Origin of the sequence: Enterobacter sp. CRENT-193 (genome assembly GCF_002787395.1) — a bacterium.
In the GTDB taxonomy this organism is placed as follows: Bacteria; Pseudomonadota; Gammaproteobacteria; order Enterobacterales; family Enterobacteriaceae; genus Enterobacter; species Enterobacter hormaechei_C.
This window is the reverse complement of the sequence record NZ_CP024813.1, coordinates 18,991-36,383: the sequence shown is the minus strand read 5'-3', so window position 1 is coordinate 36,383 and position 17,393 is coordinate 18,991. Positions and strand designations below refer to the sequence as shown.

General features: G+C 42.1%; 15 protein-coding genes. 3 read left to right on the top strand and 12 right to left on the bottom strand.

The annotated features are described in order from the left end of the window. Positions 1 to 443: 443 nt before the first annotated feature. The 12 genes from CU081_RS26350 to CU081_RS24175 form a co-directional block, all read right to left on the bottom strand. Complete coding sequence (locus CU081_RS26350; RefSeq protein ID WP_001371949.1) at positions 444 to 605, bottom strand: hypothetical protein; 162 nt, start codon at positions 603 to 605, stop codon at positions 444 to 446. Positions 606 to 3,153: 2,548 nt separating this feature from the next. Continuing rightward, positions 3,154 to 5,835 carry a TraC family protein gene (locus tag CU081_RS24230; RefSeq protein ID WP_000387412.1) on the bottom strand — a complete coding sequence of 894 codons (2,682 nt, stop codon included), beginning with the start codon at positions 5,833 to 5,835 and terminating at the stop codon, positions 3,154 to 3,156. 8 nt (positions 5,836 to 5,843) lie between these two features. Beyond that, positions 5,844 to 6,794, bottom strand: coding sequence for an IncHI-type conjugal transfer lipoprotein TrhV (gene trhV / locus CU081_RS24225; RefSeq protein ID WP_001022588.1), 951 nt, complete (start codon positions 6,792 to 6,794; stop codon positions 5,844 to 5,846). Positions 6,795 to 6,803: 9 nt separating this feature from the next. Further along, entirely contained in the window at positions 6,804 to 7,556 is a 753-nt protein-coding gene (gene htdT / locus CU081_RS24220; protein ID WP_182911723.1) for a protein-disulfide isomerase HtdT, read from the bottom strand. Positions 7,557 to 7,674: 118 nt separating this feature from the next. Next, complete coding sequence (locus CU081_RS24215; protein WP_000377632.1) at positions 7,675 to 8,157, bottom strand: hypothetical protein; 483 nt, start codon at positions 8,155 to 8,157, stop codon at positions 7,675 to 7,677. 7 nt (positions 8,158 to 8,164) lie between these two features. After that, a complete protein-coding gene (gene trhB / locus CU081_RS24210; protein WP_000351841.1) occupies positions 8,165 to 9,520 on the bottom strand; it encodes an IncHI-type conjugal transfer protein TrhB in 1,356 nt (451 codons plus the stop codon). After that, a complete protein-coding gene (htdO, locus tag CU081_RS24205; protein WP_000521242.1) occupies positions 9,510 to 9,971 on the bottom strand; it encodes a plasmid transfer protein HtdO in 462 nt (153 codons plus the stop codon). Before htdO ends, trhB begins: the two co-directional genes overlap by 11 nt. Before the next feature lies 1 nt (position 9,972). Continuing rightward, entirely contained in the window at positions 9,973 to 11,244 is a 1,272-nt protein-coding gene (locus tag CU081_RS24200) for a TraK domain-containing protein (RefSeq protein WP_000592092.1), read from the bottom strand. Further along, entirely contained in the window at positions 11,244 to 12,032 is a 789-nt protein-coding gene (locus tag CU081_RS24195; protein WP_000783153.1) for a TraE/TraK family type IV conjugative transfer system protein, read from the bottom strand. The genes CU081_RS24200 and CU081_RS24195 overlap by 1 nt, the downstream gene beginning before the upstream one ends. An 11-nt stretch (positions 12,033 to 12,043) precedes the next feature. Further along, positions 12,044 to 12,394, bottom strand: coding sequence for a type IV conjugative transfer system protein TraL (locus CU081_RS24190; RefSeq protein ID WP_001447770.1), 351 nt, complete (start codon positions 12,392 to 12,394; stop codon positions 12,044 to 12,046). A 17-nt stretch (positions 12,395 to 12,411) separates the two neighbouring features. Then, positions 12,412 to 12,765 (bottom strand): hypothetical protein, encoded by a 354-nt coding sequence (locus CU081_RS24185; protein WP_000423602.1) that lies wholly within the window; start codon positions 12,763 to 12,765, stop codon positions 12,412 to 12,414. A gap of 1,148 nt (positions 12,766 to 13,913) precedes the next feature. Further along, positions 13,914 to 14,789, bottom strand: a complete 876-nt coding sequence (locus CU081_RS24175) for a RepB family plasmid replication initiator protein (RefSeq protein ID WP_000594611.1) — start codon at positions 14,787 to 14,789, stop codon at positions 13,914 to 13,916. A gap of 476 nt (positions 14,790 to 15,265) precedes the next feature. Here CU081_RS24175 and CU081_RS24170 point away from each other — a divergent pair, with 476 nt between their 5' ends. The 3 genes from CU081_RS24170 to CU081_RS24160 are packed head-to-tail and all read left to right on the top strand — an operon-like array spanning position 15,266 to position 17,251. Next, complete coding sequence (locus CU081_RS24170) at positions 15,266 to 16,318, top strand: hypothetical protein (protein WP_001065778.1); 1,053 nt, start codon at positions 15,266 to 15,268, stop codon at positions 16,316 to 16,318. 19 nt (positions 16,319 to 16,337) lie between these two features. Further along, positions 16,338 to 16,538, top strand: coding sequence for a hypothetical protein (locus tag CU081_RS24165; RefSeq protein WP_000594930.1), 201 nt, complete (start codon positions 16,338 to 16,340; stop codon positions 16,536 to 16,538). Further along, positions 16,535 to 17,251, top strand: coding sequence for a zinc finger-like domain-containing protein (locus tag CU081_RS24160; protein WP_000838219.1), 717 nt, complete (start codon positions 16,535 to 16,537; stop codon positions 17,249 to 17,251). Before CU081_RS24165 ends, CU081_RS24160 begins: the two co-directional genes overlap by 4 nt. The last annotated feature ends 142 nt before the right edge of the window (positions 17,252 to 17,393 follow it).

The window sequence follows — 17,393 nt, the reverse complement described above, 5'->3', positions numbered from 1 at the left end:
CAGAACGGAATGCCAACATCAGGACTGAACCCAAGTTTGGCGATTAAGGGGGTTAAATTTGCAAGCGGATGACAGTGCCCCCAGCTGCTGCTCAGTCACACCACGCTTGATTAAATCTCTCGCCAGGTCTTGTTTTGACCGAAAATAGCCCAAGCACTGATGTCGGCAGACCGGCATATAGGAATATGACGTTAATCTGTATCAGCAGGTACATTTCGCATTATGTGAGCAAGTGATAGCAACCCAGCCCGGAACTGAAGGCCAGCATGAGGACAGAACCCCAGTTTGGCGATTAAGGGGGTTAAATCTCACAGCGGCTGACAGTGCCTTCAGATGCTGCTCAGGCATACTACTCTCCCTGATATAATCTCCCATATGTTCTTGAGATCGTCGGAAATCGCCCATGCACCGGTGTCGGCAGACCGGTATGCAGTAATGTGAATTTAATCTGCATCATCAAGCACATTTCGTATTATGGAAGTAAGTGTTAGTAAACCAAAGCCCGCCCAGAACGGAAGGTCAACATCAGAACAGAATCCCAGTTTGGCGATTAAGGGTGTTAAATCTGCAAGCTGCTGACAGTGCCCCAGTTGCTGCTCAGTCACACCACGCCCTGATAGAATCTCCTGCCCGGAAATGTGATGACCGAAAAAAGCCCGTGCACTGGTGTCGGCAGACCGGCACGCAGGAATATGACGTTAATCTGTATCAGGAGGCACATTTCGCATTATGGGAGCAAGCGATAGCAACCCAAGCCCAGAACTGAAGGCCAGCATCAGGACAGAACCCCAGTATGGCGATTAAGGGGGTTAAATCCGCCAGTGGCAATAAGATCCCGAGCGGTGTTTAAGAAATATTTCCCGAAGGACAATCTTCCGCTCGTACGATGAATATAGTGTTCAACCCGGGAGAGGGATCACTTAACCTGCTTAGCCTAAATCTTACGTCATTCTCTAAACGGAGTTTAAGCTTAATGGTCCTGAGAAAGTTAAAAGGACTACCCATAATGACGGTTTGAGATGGCGAATAAGGGTTTTTTCTGCCAGCGGCTGACATTGCCCCAGCTTCTGCTCAGTCACACCACGCCTGATTAAATCTTCCGCCAGGTCTTGTTATGACCGAAAATTGTCCGTGCACTAGAGTCGTAAGACCTGCATACAGGAATGAGGCGTAAATCTTTATCAGGTGGCAAGGTTCGCATCATGGGAGCAAGGGTCTTGAACTGGAGGTTAACATCATAAAATCCCAGATTGGCGATTAAGGGTGTTAAATCTGACAGCGACTGAAAGTGCCTTCAGATGCTGCTCAGGTATATTACACCCTGAAAAAATCAAGCATCTGTGCTTGCGAATATCGGAAAAGGCCATGCACCGGTGTCGGCAGACCGGCATGGGCAATGAGACGTTAATCTGTATCAGCTGGCGCATTTCGTATCATGGGAACAAGTGTTAGCAACCCTCTCCAGGACGGAAGGACACTATCAGGACTGATCCCAGTTTGGCGATTAAGGGGGTTAAATCTGCCAGCGGCTGACAGTGCCTTCTGATGCTGCTCAGACATACTATGCACAGATATAATCACCCGTCCGTCCTTGTGATTATCGGAAAAGGCCATGCACCGGAGTCGGCAGACCGGTATGCAGTGATGTGACTTTAATCTTTATCAGCAGGCGCATTTCGTATTAAGGGAGCAAGTGTTAGCAACCCTGCCCAGGACGGAAGGACACTATCAGGACTGAACGCCAGTTTGGCGATTAAGGGGGTTAAATCTGCCAGTGGCTGACAGTGCCTTCTGATGCTGCTCAGACATACTATGCACAGATATAATCACCCGTCCGTCCTTGTGATTATCGGAAAAGGCCATGCACCGGAGTCGGCAAACCGGTATGCAGTGATGTGACTTTAATCTTTATCAGCAGGCGCATTTCGTATTAAGGGAGCCAGTGTTAGCAACCCTGCCCAGGACGGAAGGACACTATCAGGACTGAACGCCAGTTTGGCGATTAAGGGGGTTAAATCTGCAAGCGGATGACAGTGCCCCAGCTGCTGCTCAGTCACACCACGTCCTGATAAAATCTCCTGCCCGGTAATGTGATGACCGAAAAAAGCCCGTGCACTGGTGTCGGCAGACCGGCACGCAGGAATATGACGTTAATCTGTATCAGCAGGTACATCTCGCATTAGGGAGCAAGTGATAGCAACCCCGCCCAGAACTGAAGGCCAGCATGAGGACAGAACCCCAGTTTGGCGATTAAGGGGGTTAAATCCGGCAGCGTGAGTAAGTGCCCGTGCTGTGTTAAAGAAATATTCCCTAAGGACAATCTTCCGCTCGGCCTTTTGTATAAAGTTGTCACCCCGGGAGCGGGGATCACTTTACCTGCTTAGCCTAAATCTTACGTCAATCGCTATCCGGAATTTTAGCTTAATGGTCCTGAGCAAGTTAAAAGGGCTACCCATAATGACGTCCCCAGATGGTGATAAAGGAGTTAATTCCGCCTTCGGCTTACAGTGCCGCAGCTGCTGCTCAGCAACACCACGCCCTGATTAAATCTCCCGCCTGTCCTTGTGATGACCAAAAATAGTCCGTGCACTGGCGTCGTAAGACCGGCATACAGGAATGAGGCGTTAATCTTTATTAGGTGGCAGGATTCGCATCATGGGAGCAAGGGCCCTAGAACTGTAGACTAACATTAGAAAATCACAGTTTGGCGATAAAGGGGGTTAAATAAGTTAAAAGTCTTCGGTGAGCAAATTGGATAAATTTTCAGAAACCAAACCGTTAATAATAAACTTTTAGAAGAATGATTAAAGGATATTAAGTTTTGTATGCAAAATGACACCAGTGATCTGTTTTCACTAATAATGCCGCGCTACTTTGATTACCTTTGGTAAACAAAAATGTAATTTACGTGATTTTCATCTTATAATGTCAGTATTGAAGTTATAAATTTTGTTTACTTAATGCGTACACAACCTAACTGCGATTTGTATTTATGTCACTGTTTTTACACCACATTAATTATAAAACCAAAATTTGCAGCACAGTGATGAACTCATTAAGTCACAACCTCATTTGTTTACTTAAGGCATACAATAAAAAACCAGATTCTTATGAGACATCTGGTTTAATTATTTTTGCTTGAAGATATTTACTCTACGCGGCCAAACCCGCTGCTACTTCTTGAGCATAGAGAATTTCTATTGCCTCGCCATAGCTACAATTCTCGCGGCTTTGAATTTCCCATAATTTACTCCTGTCAGCACTATCCGTAGTAAAACAAAGCTCCATTTTCCGGTCTACGTATAACCGACAGATCTCTTGGAAGTTTTCGAACCTGACTAACATCTCTGAAAACACCTTTTTGACTGTACGAATATTTTTCATACGTTCATATTCTGCATCTGAAGTAGAAAAATATTTATTAGCCTTCATTGCTTCAATGCTTTCTTTTTCTTGTTTCATGATTATCTTCCAAGGCGAGTTAGCAGTCAGGGCCCGGCCAACAGAAGAAGTAAAATAATCTTCAAACGACTGTGTGATACAGATGCCAGCGCAGTTTGTTTTCCTGAACCTACGCCATGCCGCTTCGAGGAAGGAAGAGAAGAATTGGTTTGATTGATTTCCGGCACCTGATGAATTATCAGGACGAATGTACTCCCATGCTTCATCAAGGATGAACAAGCGACGACGCCCATCTTTTTTGATGAACATTGCATGCTGAGCAGCCTGAATGATAGACATTAATACAACTGTCTGAAGGTGGGGGGTGCCTTTTAGCTCCTCCAGTTCCAAAACAATAAATCTGCTGTCGAAGTTGATTGGAGGCAACGTATCGGTAAACCGGTGCCCATAAATTCCACCTTCGCACCATGCTCCGAGTTGCTCCCCAATATCCTTTATACGTTTGTCTTCATGCTTCTTGCAACGCAGAGCAAAGCCGGTTATTGAACCGGTCCGACCTGATTTTCTGGATTCTTGGTACTCTTCTGCAATAAGCTGAAGCATCACTGATTGTTGATAATCATCGATAAGGCCTTTCTCTGAAGCCATAATTTTTAGCTGATTCAAAACCATTATGGTCTGAGCAACTTTGTCTTTTTCTGCATCGTTTGAAGTTGATTCACCGGTAAATTCAGGTGCTTCGTTAAATACATCGTCGTTAACAGTGATGTCAGTTAGGAAGGCAAAGGGATTTAGGGTGAAGTCAGGGGTTTTACCGAAATCAATAAATTGACTGTTTGTATATTGTTCCGCAATCCCCTGGTAAGAACGGCCCACGTCCACAACAAATACTTGAGCACCGTCAGGATCATCATCTGGGTATTCGTTTTCTAAAAAATGCTTAAATGTTGAGCGATAATGAACGAGGTTATTAGATCGCGGTCCAGCTCCAAGATAGTTATTGATTAGATATGCTGTCCAGAATGACTTCCCTGCACCTGACGTTGCACCAATAACCATGTTATAGCTTGCAGAAGTCTTGAAAATATCAAGTCCCATGAGTTGACCTTCACGAGAAACTAAACTCAGTACTGGTCTATCTGTATTACCTTTCCAGGGCCCAAAGATCGGTGTCATATGAGCCGCTCCGGTGTTGCTCACTACTTCGGAACGGTCAAGGTCGAAAATTGTCTTTGGGTCATTGCACATTGGCAGACATGACATAAATGACGGGAAAACGATAAAGGAATCATCTGCTACTTTGACCCGGCTTTCGAGGTAAAAGGATTTGAGATCGTTAGCTGCTGTCTGCACAGAATTGGCATTACTACCCATAACAGTGAAAGTAAGATACCCTCTTAAAAGCTTTGCGCCATCCTCAAGCTCGCGAGTTACGGCCATGTAGTCATTATCCATATCCCGCAGGCGAGGGCAGAATGTGACAACTGAAGGTATACTTGCCTGTTTATTAGTGATTGCTTTGTAGCGGACGTTTTCTTTTGACAACTTGAGCGGATCGGCAAACTGAACAGTCTGAGTGATCATAAATGGGCTGAAAATTGTCTTACGTCCATGCATCCAGTTAACTACTAACTCATACATACAACCGAAATTGACGTATTCAGGAAACTTTACAACGGAAAGTTGTTTGAAGTAACGATGCTCAGATTCGTCGTCACTTTGTGTGACTGATGAGAAATGATTTTCTGTGACTGTATACTTACGGCCGGGAACGTTAACTTGTTCATTAAGCCTTTTCATAGTGTTAACGTCTATGAAACCTTCAGCCCACCGGGAGTTCTTTCCGGGGTTTACGACCTTATCTATACAATAGAGCCAGTTTTCTGCATCGACCTTAAACGGATGCAATCCAATCGTAATTAACTTACTTACAAGTTCAGAGTAAAGTGAATCGATACGCGAATGTTCCAGCTCGGTAGGAAGGGCAGACTGTAAAGGAATCGATAGCGAGATCCATACCTGAAAATCCCTCAACATAAGGTTATCATGATCAGGTTTTAAAGGCTTATGCATACTTCTGTCGTAGTAGTCCAACTGATAACCATTAAGCAGATCTGCTTTAAGCTTATCGTTCCCAGTCATACGCCCACCTCGCACAGCTGACCAAGCACTAAGCTGTAAAGTCAGGTCTGGCAATGCAGTCAGAGATATTTGACAGACAGTATCTGTAGGGAAATCCATTTTGAACATTTCAGCAAGAACATCTTGCTGATTATCAAAAACTCCAGGGGATGGATTACAGATAAACATAAACCCTAATCTGTTGCCATCAATCAAAAAATAGTGAGTCCCTGCTAATTGATCGTAAACAGGGATAAACCCACCTAATTGATGGCGATTTAAACCGCTATTGTAATTATTGATAGCTTCCATATTTGACCTTACAGTTGTCTAACAATGCCGTTCGAAGAGACAGCTTTAGTTGCTTTTTGTTGCTGCTGCATATTTTCCCGGGCCGCATCCTGTACTTCTAAAGGAACTATGCGAGCTGGGTTTGAGGTCGAATTCTTGCCAGCAATCCATGTTTGCGGTTTTACGTTGACATAAACGTAGCCGGGAAGATTAAGCGCATCGTTATCATCGGTATAAGGTGCAAAAGTAATTCTCATTACTTTCCCCTGTTGCAGAACAGCAAGTGGTTCAGGAGCCACTACAGCTTGTTTATAACCTTGCGAACGGTATTGCTGGATCTGCCCAGGGTTGAGAGTCGGGTTAACGGGCTGGCCATTGTAAAGAGAGTACATATCCTTACCAGGGCTGATATCAGAATTAGGTGCAACGTAGCGTGGGGCATTTCCAGCAGAAACCGGATAGCTTGTTTGTTTAACGACTTCCGCAGCCGGATGAACGAAAGGGTTACCAGTTGAAGAGGCAGTGCTATAACTGCTAGTCATCCTTACGTTTGAATTAACCGGTACACCAGAAATAGGCCGTGGTCCAATGGATGAAGTAGGGGCACCCATTTTTAAAGTTTTATCGTACATGACAGGTAACTGACCAACTGGCTTAATTTCGGTTTTTGAATAAGCCACAGGCTGATTTTTAAGGGTAGTAGACTGTGGATATTTGACTTCCCCTGGAGGGCTAATTTCAGTTGGATAACGGCTGTCATTGACAGCCGATTTCTCCTTTCCCGATTCCGACTCTTCCCCCGCCAGTGCAGACAGATCATCTCGATTATTAGTTAACTCCATAACTTCGCGAGGACCTTTACAGATAACGCCCTTTTCAATGCCTGGACATTCGGATTCGGAACTACCGATGGAGCACCCCGTAAGATATGAGGATGTACCTACAACCAGAGCACTGAGTACCAATCTTTTGATGTTCATAAACTAGCCTTAATTTGTCTCAAATGGATTTTTTAAGAGAGGTTCAACGCTTTGGTTCAACCAGTAGTCGAAATCTTTTGGAATGCCATTACCAGCCAAACCATCCTGTCTGACAACTGAAGGTACACCCTGCAATTTATAAATTCCTGCGAGCATCAATGACGCTACCAAAGGTTCCGCCGGACATTCTTCTGCTTCTTTTTGAGAGAGCAATCTTTTTTCAATGTCGGATTTGCTTCCCATTAGCCAACGAAGAATATCGAGGTTGTTTATTTTTCCTTTTTCTTTACTACACCAGAGCCTTCTAAGCTCTTCTTTTGGCTCACCGGGTGAGGGAACTAAAACAATATCTATCCGATACTTGTCCCGATCTGCATAGAATTTCTTAACAAGTTCCATGCAACCGTCACAATCAAGTGTTATGAAAATGGCTGCTTGTCTTTTAAGCTTTGAATTTCCCAGAGGAATGGACGCTACAGTTTCCAGAGGGAAGGGGGCCTCATCAAGACTAATAAAATAGGAATTCCTGATTTCTTCTACAGTCAGAACAGGTTTACGTTTAATTACATCAACAAGGCTTCCCCCAGTAAGGGAGTATCGGCCATCGGTCGTTACTGCCATTAGCTGCGAACGTTCGTCCTGAAAGAGGTATAGCCCACCAGAAGGAATGTATATGGCATCCTTAGGTTTATATCCTTTCATTTTTGATAACACACCCGAGATCTGACTGGGTGAAACGCCACCTTCCTTTGCCTTTGCCATTAACGCAGCAGCATCACTATTAGTTAGGACCTGCTCTGAAGCATAAGTGACCGTATTCGCCATAATGGCGAAAGCCGCCATTAAAGGGAAAAGTAACTTTTTCACTATTGGGTGCCCTCTACTTCTTTGCATTATAAGAACTTGATTGTACCGCTTCAGAGCTATCTTCAAGTTCCATATAAGTGACGATTTCAACACTATCCGGTACAGTAACGGCAAGCGTTGCATCAATAATTAAATAGCCACGGTCACGGTAGATCTTCATTAATGTTCTGAAATATTCTTCGAATTGAGATCTATCATTGTCAGCAGTACGGCCTCCGTGATGCTTGAAAAATTCCTTACGTAATTCAGGCATGTCAAGCACTGCAATCTTGTACGAAGGCTGGGATTGTTTATTGAAGTAATCGTAAACATTCATAAAGCCTTTATAACCATAAATAATGACCAATACGGCAAAGGCGAAGAAAAATAAATACTTCAATATTTTTTCAATATCAATTTCGAAGGTAATTTTTTTTGTTGTCCTTTCTCGCACCATTTTTTTAGTGATTTCAGGTCCAGCTGATTCAGGCGATTCTTTTTTTTCTAAACTATCCATTTAAACCTCAGCGACTGGTCAGATTCGTTGGAATTGTAGTTCCGGTCTGAACGACAAATGTAATAGCTCGGCCAGGGCTAATTTCTACGATTGGCCACTGTTGTTCTGCAATTGCGGTGTAGTAATCGACGAGTCGATTAAGACCACCTTGAGCTGCACCAGCCCCGGCTAATGCCCCAAGTGCACCAAAATTAGGGGACTGATACTGAGCCTGTGAATTAGGGTCGATGTTAAGTGAAGATACCTTACTGGGACTTAAGCTACCGGCAAGTGAAGAAAGTCCACCGGCAAATGCAGCTCCTGCAATTGCGTTACCATTTCGGCTGATAAGCGTGCCTCGGATCCCATTTTTTCCGTCATTTTCACTTACAGCATATGCTTCCAGTTTTACGTCAAAAGCTTTCCCTTTTGAATTAACACAAGAGATAGAAGTGGCACGTATGTAAGCACGCTGTGACGCCAGATCACCAACAGCTGAACCCAGAAGGTTACAGTCACGCAAATCCATGGTGAAATTATTGGGCATGATGACATCTTTTTTAATACGCATCGTTACTGGCATTGGTTCTGATTTGGAAGAAAGGCTTGTAGGCGCTTCAAGCCCGGTAATCAGAACACCAGTGATAATAGATGTTGCCGGAAGAAACATTTCATCTTTTCGGGCAGCATGCCGCGCTTTGCTATCAACTGGCGCAGTACCATCACCTCGTACAGTCCGAGTTGGCGCTTTATCTCCTGCAATGACCTCTCTGCCTTCCTTGATTCTGTTTTCAGACACGGGCATAACCTGAATGACACCATCGGTACCATTAGTCTTAATGGAACTTTGTGTGATTGTTCTCATTGGGCTATTACGCGTAGGTGTGATAGAAGCGTAATTAGGGTTTACGCCATTAATCGGCGCATTAGCATTAAGCTGATAAGGAGCTGCCGGTGCCTGCTCATTAATCGTTTTACGCGAACTACCAGCATCCAAGTTACGATTGCCGTTTCGATTTGTCTGCATATCATTAATTTGCTGAGACAGCTGCTGAAGTTGAGAAGTTAAACTTGCAACTTGGGCTTTAGTTTCCTGTTGGGCTTTTTCTGCTTTTTCGCGGTCCTCTTTCGCCGCATTTTGGTCAAGTCGGTTTTGCTTAACCATTTCTTTATATACTTTCTGGCTTTCTTCATTACTCAATTTGTTCATTTGCGAATCATCTAACAACAAATTGGTCTGCATGTCTTTTTTCTGTGTTTTCTTTTCTTTCTTAACTGGTGTGGAAAAAATAGACTGGCTAATAATATAAACAATCACTACCAGCAGAGCGCCAATAACAGAAAGTCTGACGGTCTTATTTTCCCAGGCCTTTTTAATGTCCATGATTAGCTCCACTTGTAGGTTTCTGGAATCGTTTAATTTTTAGATTTCGTTCGCTGTCAGACATCTGAGGAACGATATAGGGTTCACCTGCTCTGGCCCAGTTTTCACGAACAGATGGATGATTCATTTCAGCTTTATCTATCTGGCTCGTTCTAGATATTTCATGTTTGTAATTAGGTTCCAAAACGTTACTTTTGTGATAGTCAAAAGCATTCTCCTCATTAATATTGCCCTCTCCTACAAATTTATCAATAAGAGTTGGATCGTTCATTATTACTGTCTGAACGGGAAAAGCGTTACTGCCATCTTCGATACTAATGGGTGCGTCCGGAACGATTAATACACTCCTTTTTGGTATATATTCTGACCTGTAGTAAAAGCTGGTTAAAGCAAATACGACAAAACCAATCACGGTGGCCCCAAGCAGAGCAGGCAAAGTAACTTTTCCCATATTATTTTCTGATTAGACTTGGTCTGGTTGTAACCCGGGCCTCGCGTTCCTTGAACAATTTATCCCGGACTATGTAAAGCTCTGTTTCTTCTCCCGGTTGCAGGTATGCTTTATCAAATAAAGCACTTGCAATAACGCCTTCTGCCATACACTGCTGATCAGCAACGATTTGACCGTATGGTTTATCGTTTTTCACAAGAATTACATCAATAAGTTCACGTGAGCCAACCAGTCTCTGACCGAGCTTTGCATACATATTAAAGTTACATGGTGACTGCTCTGGCGCAGGAATACGAGAAAGTCGGTCCTGTTGTAAACTGAATCCTGAAGGGACCTCACCAAGAGCCACAGGAGTCAATAAATCAATGATTCTTTGTTTATGATCGTCTTGTTTTGGATCCGTTGGAGCCAGTTCTTCTGACTGGGAGCGGGCCAACATTTCCTCATAGTTTTGCTTATCCAATGAGGTTTCACGTTTGGCTTGCATAGATGGGCTTAAAGATGTAGTAACTGAAATCATCGCACCGGGAACATCAAGCGGTACCAGGGTCAGGTTATAGGTCGATTCAGGTACCTGATCTTCAGACAACATAATCCCGATTGGTTTATCGGTATTAGTTGAAATAAAGACATCGCCACCATTAACAAATATGCTTGCCTCTTCAGCAGGGGTAGAAGTACTGACAGAAGCATTCTTGAAGCTGGTCGATATTCTGTTTTGAAGTCCTCGTGAAACTGGCAGTACCACATTCCCACCAGGCGGCACATTTACACGCTGAACTTCTTTATATCGGTTACGAGCTTCGACATAAAGTTCATCGGCTTTTGACGTGGCGGTCGCATTGGTTGCATTCTGCTGGGAAGAGGTACCTGTTGGTCTCCCATAGCTATCAATTGCACCAGATCGGGTCTGTGCGTCAAATCCGGGGAGACTAGGATTATTTGATAATGCTCCAGTAATAGCGCTTACCGCAGGCGAAGCATTGCTGGCTGGGGAAAGTTGCACGGTAGGGAGATCAGTTGTAGGTTTTTGTCCCTGCGCATTACCGGCTTCACTAAGGTTTGTTTGTGCACCTGACTGTTCAGAACCAGCTTGACCCGGAATAATGGCTTTTGCAGCTCCATTCTGAAATCCGTCAGCACCAACTGGCATTACAACCGGGTTATTAATTGTTGCTGGCAATTGGTATTCTTCAGCGATTACGCAGTTCGAAGTCGTGAGCATGATCAATGCTGTAATTGCGTTGAAGCCTAAGCCCTTTTTTTTAATCATCACTTGTTACCTGTAGACGGTGGCGGATTATCCAGCGTTGCCAGTTGCTCTTTGCCGTTTATCGTAATTTTTTTAATATTCGGTGTTCCGGAATATTGATTTACATATGCAATTCTTGGGCGACCATTTTTCATCCCGAGAACCCATTCATAAGTCCATTTCGATGATTCAGTTTTGTCCGGAACATTTACAAGTCGAGTCGTTTTGGTACCCCAGACATAGACCATGTCATTTTTTGGATCAAAGTAAATATCATTAGGCTTAAAGGTCTGCTCAACACCACGAGCCTGCATGATATTTATCTGCTCCTGTAAAGACTCACTCGTTTTAGCCTGTAGTTCAGGTGAAAGGGCATCGAGGACATAGGCCGTCACAAAGGAAATATTAGTTGGATTAATATTCCCTAAAAGGGTACTAAAAAAGAGAGCCCATTGTGTTTTATAAGATTCCGATGCTTTGTTACCAACAACCGTGATCTCTTCATTCATGTTTGGAGGGGTAACAATCGTCACTGGGTCAGTGAAAAAAAGAATCTTTGCAACCAATAACCCAATGACGGCTATTGAAACAGTATTAATGCGGATAAGTTTTGTATCACGATTAATCAGGGCGCTGTATGTAATTCCAGCACCTGACGCTTCAGCTTGTGGGCTAAATCGTTTTTTAATGTCCAAAAAACGTCCCTTAGCACTTTCATCTTTCTTTACGTATGACTGTTCAAGATCACCGTTTTCATCCTTTTTAGATTTTTTGAAAAAAGGGATGTTAATGCCACTTAGCATTTTCATTCATAGCTCCATCAAGAATACAAATCTCTGATAAATGGATCGTTGAAATAACGGCTACTAAAAACTGCTTTACCTGGCAAAAAACCGAGCCACCAGAGTTTGTGTTTTAGCAATCCTCTTATTCCTGACTCAGCTGCTTTGTTATACGCAATCCAATACACAACCGCTGCTACAACAGAAAACCCGAAGCATTCGAAGATATTCCCAAATGCAACCAGAATGAATGCAAGCCCTAATTTTTTGGCATCCCAAAACAAAATCAGTAGAGGCATGTTGATCCTGAAAGGGAATCTATAGGTATGCTGAGGAACGTCGTTCTGCTTACTCATTAAAAATCCAGAGAGGGGGATGAACCCCCTCATGCATGATTAACAATAAATTACAGCGGTACGCCAGCATCCATAAAGGTGCTGATAATTTTCTCGCCGTTGGCCATTACCAGCATCATGAATAATGAAACCAGTGCCAGGCCCGGGTTAGGCTTAAGGACAGAGAAATATACGCTTGAGATCAACATCGCGGCTGCCAGAATTTTGCCCGGAGCTCCAGTCATACTTTCACTCATGTATGACCAAATATCTCCCAGTGCCCCATCATCTGAACCCGCATATGCCAGACCGCAAAAAAGCACGGTCAGCAGAACAAACAAAATCACTTTTGCGCTTTTTGTTTTAAAAAGTGCAGCCGTGTTAGATTTCTTTTCACTAAGGCCAATATTTAAAGAAAGTTCCATAATTACTCCGTGTAGATTTGAGTTCACGTAAACGCGAATGAATAATACTTTTTTATTCCGATCCTTCCGTTCGCATAAACCCCCTTTTTTTAACGTTTAGCGATTGGTGAATTTTTAAGCAAAGGGCCTAAAGCATAATCTTTGAAAGGTACCAGTGAACGCTTAGTAAAAGTTTGAAAGAGGGGAGGGGGTAAGATTACGTTAAGCTCAATCCTGAAGCTGATGAGACTCCTCAAGCATAAAAGTCACTTTTGATGGTTTGAAAAGCTCTAACTAGATATCGGGCAGGTAACTAAGCTTCATATCTAATCTTTTTTGTTCCCTTATTATCTATCTCTTGATTCTGAGAAGGCCGCATATCACTGTGCTCCCTGGTTCGGCAACTATCAGTTGGAGAAACTACATACAATCCTCGGGCCGGTGCGTCATTCATCTAAATGCCTTTTACACCTCTGGGCGTGAGTGGGACTTTGTCTTGTCCATACGAACATCATTCATTCGAATGCTTTTGGCCAATGCTATTTAAGCAAATGCTTTCTGGCTGAGTCCTTTTGCGAATGAGTCTTTGATATAACTGCATGAATTTTGGGTTGTTTGGTGTACTAACAAAACAAAGGCATTTCTTTGAATGCCATTGGAGTTGTGATGCTTCTGATATTTTTTTGATCTCATATCAAGCACATAGTCCTTCTGATGCCCAATGTCATAGATGTCTTGGACCATTCTCGCTCTTAACAAAGCTGAACTGTGTGTCATTCGACCTAATGCCATTCACCAAAATGCCTTTTTATACCACTGCATAGCTATGCTCGGGATACAGTGGCAAACAAAAGCATTTCAATGAATGAATTTTTGGGATACCGACATCAAAAGCATTTGTATGAATGTAAGAGGCGTAATCCACAAAAGGCATTCACGTGAATAGAGTGCGCACGAAACCATCTTGCTCAACGGCATTTAATGAATGGGCTAGCATGTACGCTTGAGTCAGAAAGGCATACAGATGAATAGTCAGGAGTTCGTTTGAAAAGTTACTTTTTTGCACATTAAGCCGAGATGTAAGACCAGTAGTAAAAGAAGCACTAAGCATAGCACTGATAAATAACTTATTTTTCAGCAGGTTATAACCAGTGCATACCAGATAGCTTTCAACCTTGTTTGGCAAGGGCCAGCTTAGGGCTTCTTTTGAAGATCTGAAATTGTATGTCGCGACCTTTCTTAACTTCTTGATAATCGAGATATCCGATAGATTCAAGTTCCCGCATTGCTTTACGAATTATCTGGTTTTGCGTACGAATAGGGGTTGTAAGAAGCAACCTTTCCCTCAACCGTTTCATATTAACGAACAACGTACCAGCTGGCATTGCTTCAAAATAAATATAGAGAGATTGCGCAGCTTCTTTTTTAGCCAAAATGTATAGAACCTGAAGGCTTAACAATGTCTTATGGTCGTAACGATACAGTTCCCACATAGAAGGATCCCCAACCAGCTCAACAGTATCGCTTTTTGGATCAATCATAGCCTTCTGCACCAGATGCGTTACTGTGAACCGACCACTACGAGAGTCTGAGAAGGCAAGCACTACCGATGCAAGGTTCATTAATGACTCTTTAAAGCGCGCACGAGTTCGTTTGTTGATGTTTGTTGAACTGATACCACACATCTTCGCAAACTCGTTAAAAGTCAGGCTAATCTTCTCGGAAGTAAAACCATATTTACTGAAAGCCATGATGATCCCGAGCCAGCACTTAAAGTCGGTAGACATAGATAGTTTGACACCAGTTATCTTGATGTCGTCATAACCCTCCGATCTTGCAATTTCCATACACGAAAGCTCATCAGAGGCATCAACTTCAAAGTTTCGGTCGCGGTTTTCTTTTGTGCCGACAGGGGTAAATACACTCAATCTCAGCAGGGCCACGGGCTGAACCGACTTGGACGAGTTAGGCGTCAGTTGATAAGTCTTACCTGATTCATTACTGGTTACGTCAAAAGGATGGATTAACTCGTTGTTTTTAATCATTAACTTAACTCGTCGGTGATAAGATTTTCATTTGGCAAACTGTTTATAACATATTCTTGCAAATGCTTTTTACGCATTTACCTAAATGCCATAAGCATTCCAGTAAATGCCTTCCTTATTCATTCAAATGCTTTTCGCATGCATCCGAATGCCGGATCCTTTCATAAAGTTACTATAATCAATGAGTTAAAGATGCCGTGATCTTTACTTGAACTCTATTGATCTTTAGTGATCTAAAGAATTGATCTAACCTGTTGAAAACAATGATAAGTCCATATAAAACAAGGAATAGCGCTCCTTTATCAATATCTACAGATCGCAAACGGAAATGAAAGTGGGTTTACTATCATTGTTTTATTCAAGACAGTTTTTATTTTAATTTTATTAAGCAAATTTTTTGAGTTTACCTTTTAGATGTATCAGCCCTATTTGGCAAATTTGAGGTTCATGTATCATGTAGTAAACAGGAGGAAGATATGAACAACAGCAAACATACAGTCATTGAAGTGGATACTAATCTAGTTGAAATTGAAAAGGGATTTAATCCCCGAGAGGCGGTAATCGGAGATTTGTGTTACGAACAAGAACCTGTCAAATCGATGATTGTGTCAATCAAACAAGCCTTTAAGGAAGGAAGGCAGGTTGATATGATCAAGGTCGTAAAAAGAAAAGGTAAATATTTAGTTCGTCAAGGTCATACTCGTTTTCATGGCTTAAAATTAGCAATTTCTGAAGGTGCTAATATTCCAAAATTATCTGTTATCTTAATCGATTATAAAAACGAAATTGAAGAATACCTTGAGAACCTCGATGGTAACAGAAGCAATGGGCTAAATCCGGTTGGGCAAGCTCATGCATTAGCTCATGCTGTTAGTCTCGGGTATTCGGTTGAAGAACTAGCAATGCGATATCAACGATCAACTACCGCAATTCGTAATATGCTAAAAATCCTTGATATGCCATTAGAGCTTCAACGTTTGATTAGCCTAAATCTAATCAAAAAAACGCTCGCCATTGAAATAATGTTAAAATATTCCAACGATCACAAAATGGTTTTAAAACATATAGAAGGTTTCTTACCTGGCGTTAAGAATATTGAGACTACAACGAGCAAAATTGTAGGCATACCTGAACACAATGCAGCTGGAGCAGGACCAGACACCTTAAATAAAGGCGGACCAGAAAAGAAAAATTCGGCAGTCACACGTAAGACTTTGGGTATTAAGCGCCTCTCGCATAAGAAAACAGAACGGCTAAAATCTGAATTTCTTGAGCTTGTGGAAAGTACACATACGGAATCTATAACGAATACTCAAACAGAACTAAAATTTGGTAGAGATAGTGCACACTTGTTCAAAAATGTTGATAGTAAAAATGTAATATTTTCTGATGATGGTGTTCAAATAATCTTGAATGATGAAAAGCTAAATATTTTATTGTCTTTACTTAACGACGAAAATACAGCAATCATTCTTTCTAAACCAAAATTAGAAGAGCTTCTGGAAATTCGAGATCTCCTTAAGGAATAAAAACCCGAGGATTAGTTGAGTGATTAAACCTATAAAGCTGACTCTTATCGATAATTATAATGATTTGCTTCTAACTCATGAAGTCCTTAAACGCAACATGGAAGAGTTAGAACACGGTAAACGTTTTGACCAATTTCCTGAAGGGCATGACCACTATGAAAAAACTGTGAAAGAAGCTGTAGCAATCGTAGAGGCACGTTTGGAGGTGTTTCGAAAATGAAATCTCTTTTCTTTACTCTTGATGGTCATATGGTACCAGCCTCAGTGAATGTATCCCTTAACGGAGATGGAAATTATTATGCACCTATCGAAAGAGAATGTAACGAATGTGCGGGCACAGGCCACAAAGGGGCTGATGTATGTGAAAAGTGTCATGGGGTGCAAACAGTTGGACCCATTATTGAAAAATTAGTGGTACTAGAGCCAATTACCTTTCTCGATAACATTCCGGAACTGCGTGTTAACCCAACACTCGAAGCATGGAAATCCAGAAACCACGTACTTATTGAGAAAGCAAAAAAGGCTAACACTAAGTTTTCTAATAGTATATTGGCGCAACTAGACAATAACCGTTTTTTGACAGAACGCCAGCTGGATTGTTTCTTTACAACCTTTGATGTGATGTTGTCTGAAACTCCGGAAAATGAACAAGAAATTTTAAAACATAGCTACAATATCGGCCAGGTCATAAGCATTGAACTAACATTTACTGAAGTCAGGGCCGCGTACGCAAAAAGTAAAGGGAGTTATTTTTTTACATTTACTGGTAAAGTTAGAAATGACGGGATCGCTTTAACGGCCGATAAACAGGATCACATTTTATTGGGTGAACGTTATCATTTGACTGGAAAAGTCAGAAAATTCTATGATTTTGATTCGAAAAATTATGCTGCAATAACAGTTTTTAAGTTAAGTAAACTCCAAGACAGTTAAATGTTTTACTGCTTAAATATAGAGCCAAGACTTAAACTGTCGTTAGGACTCACTCACGTAATATTGTTGCTTACGCAATGGGTTTTATCCCTCATAAAGATCTGCGAGTATAAATCTTTTACATTTAAATTCCCCTCTATCA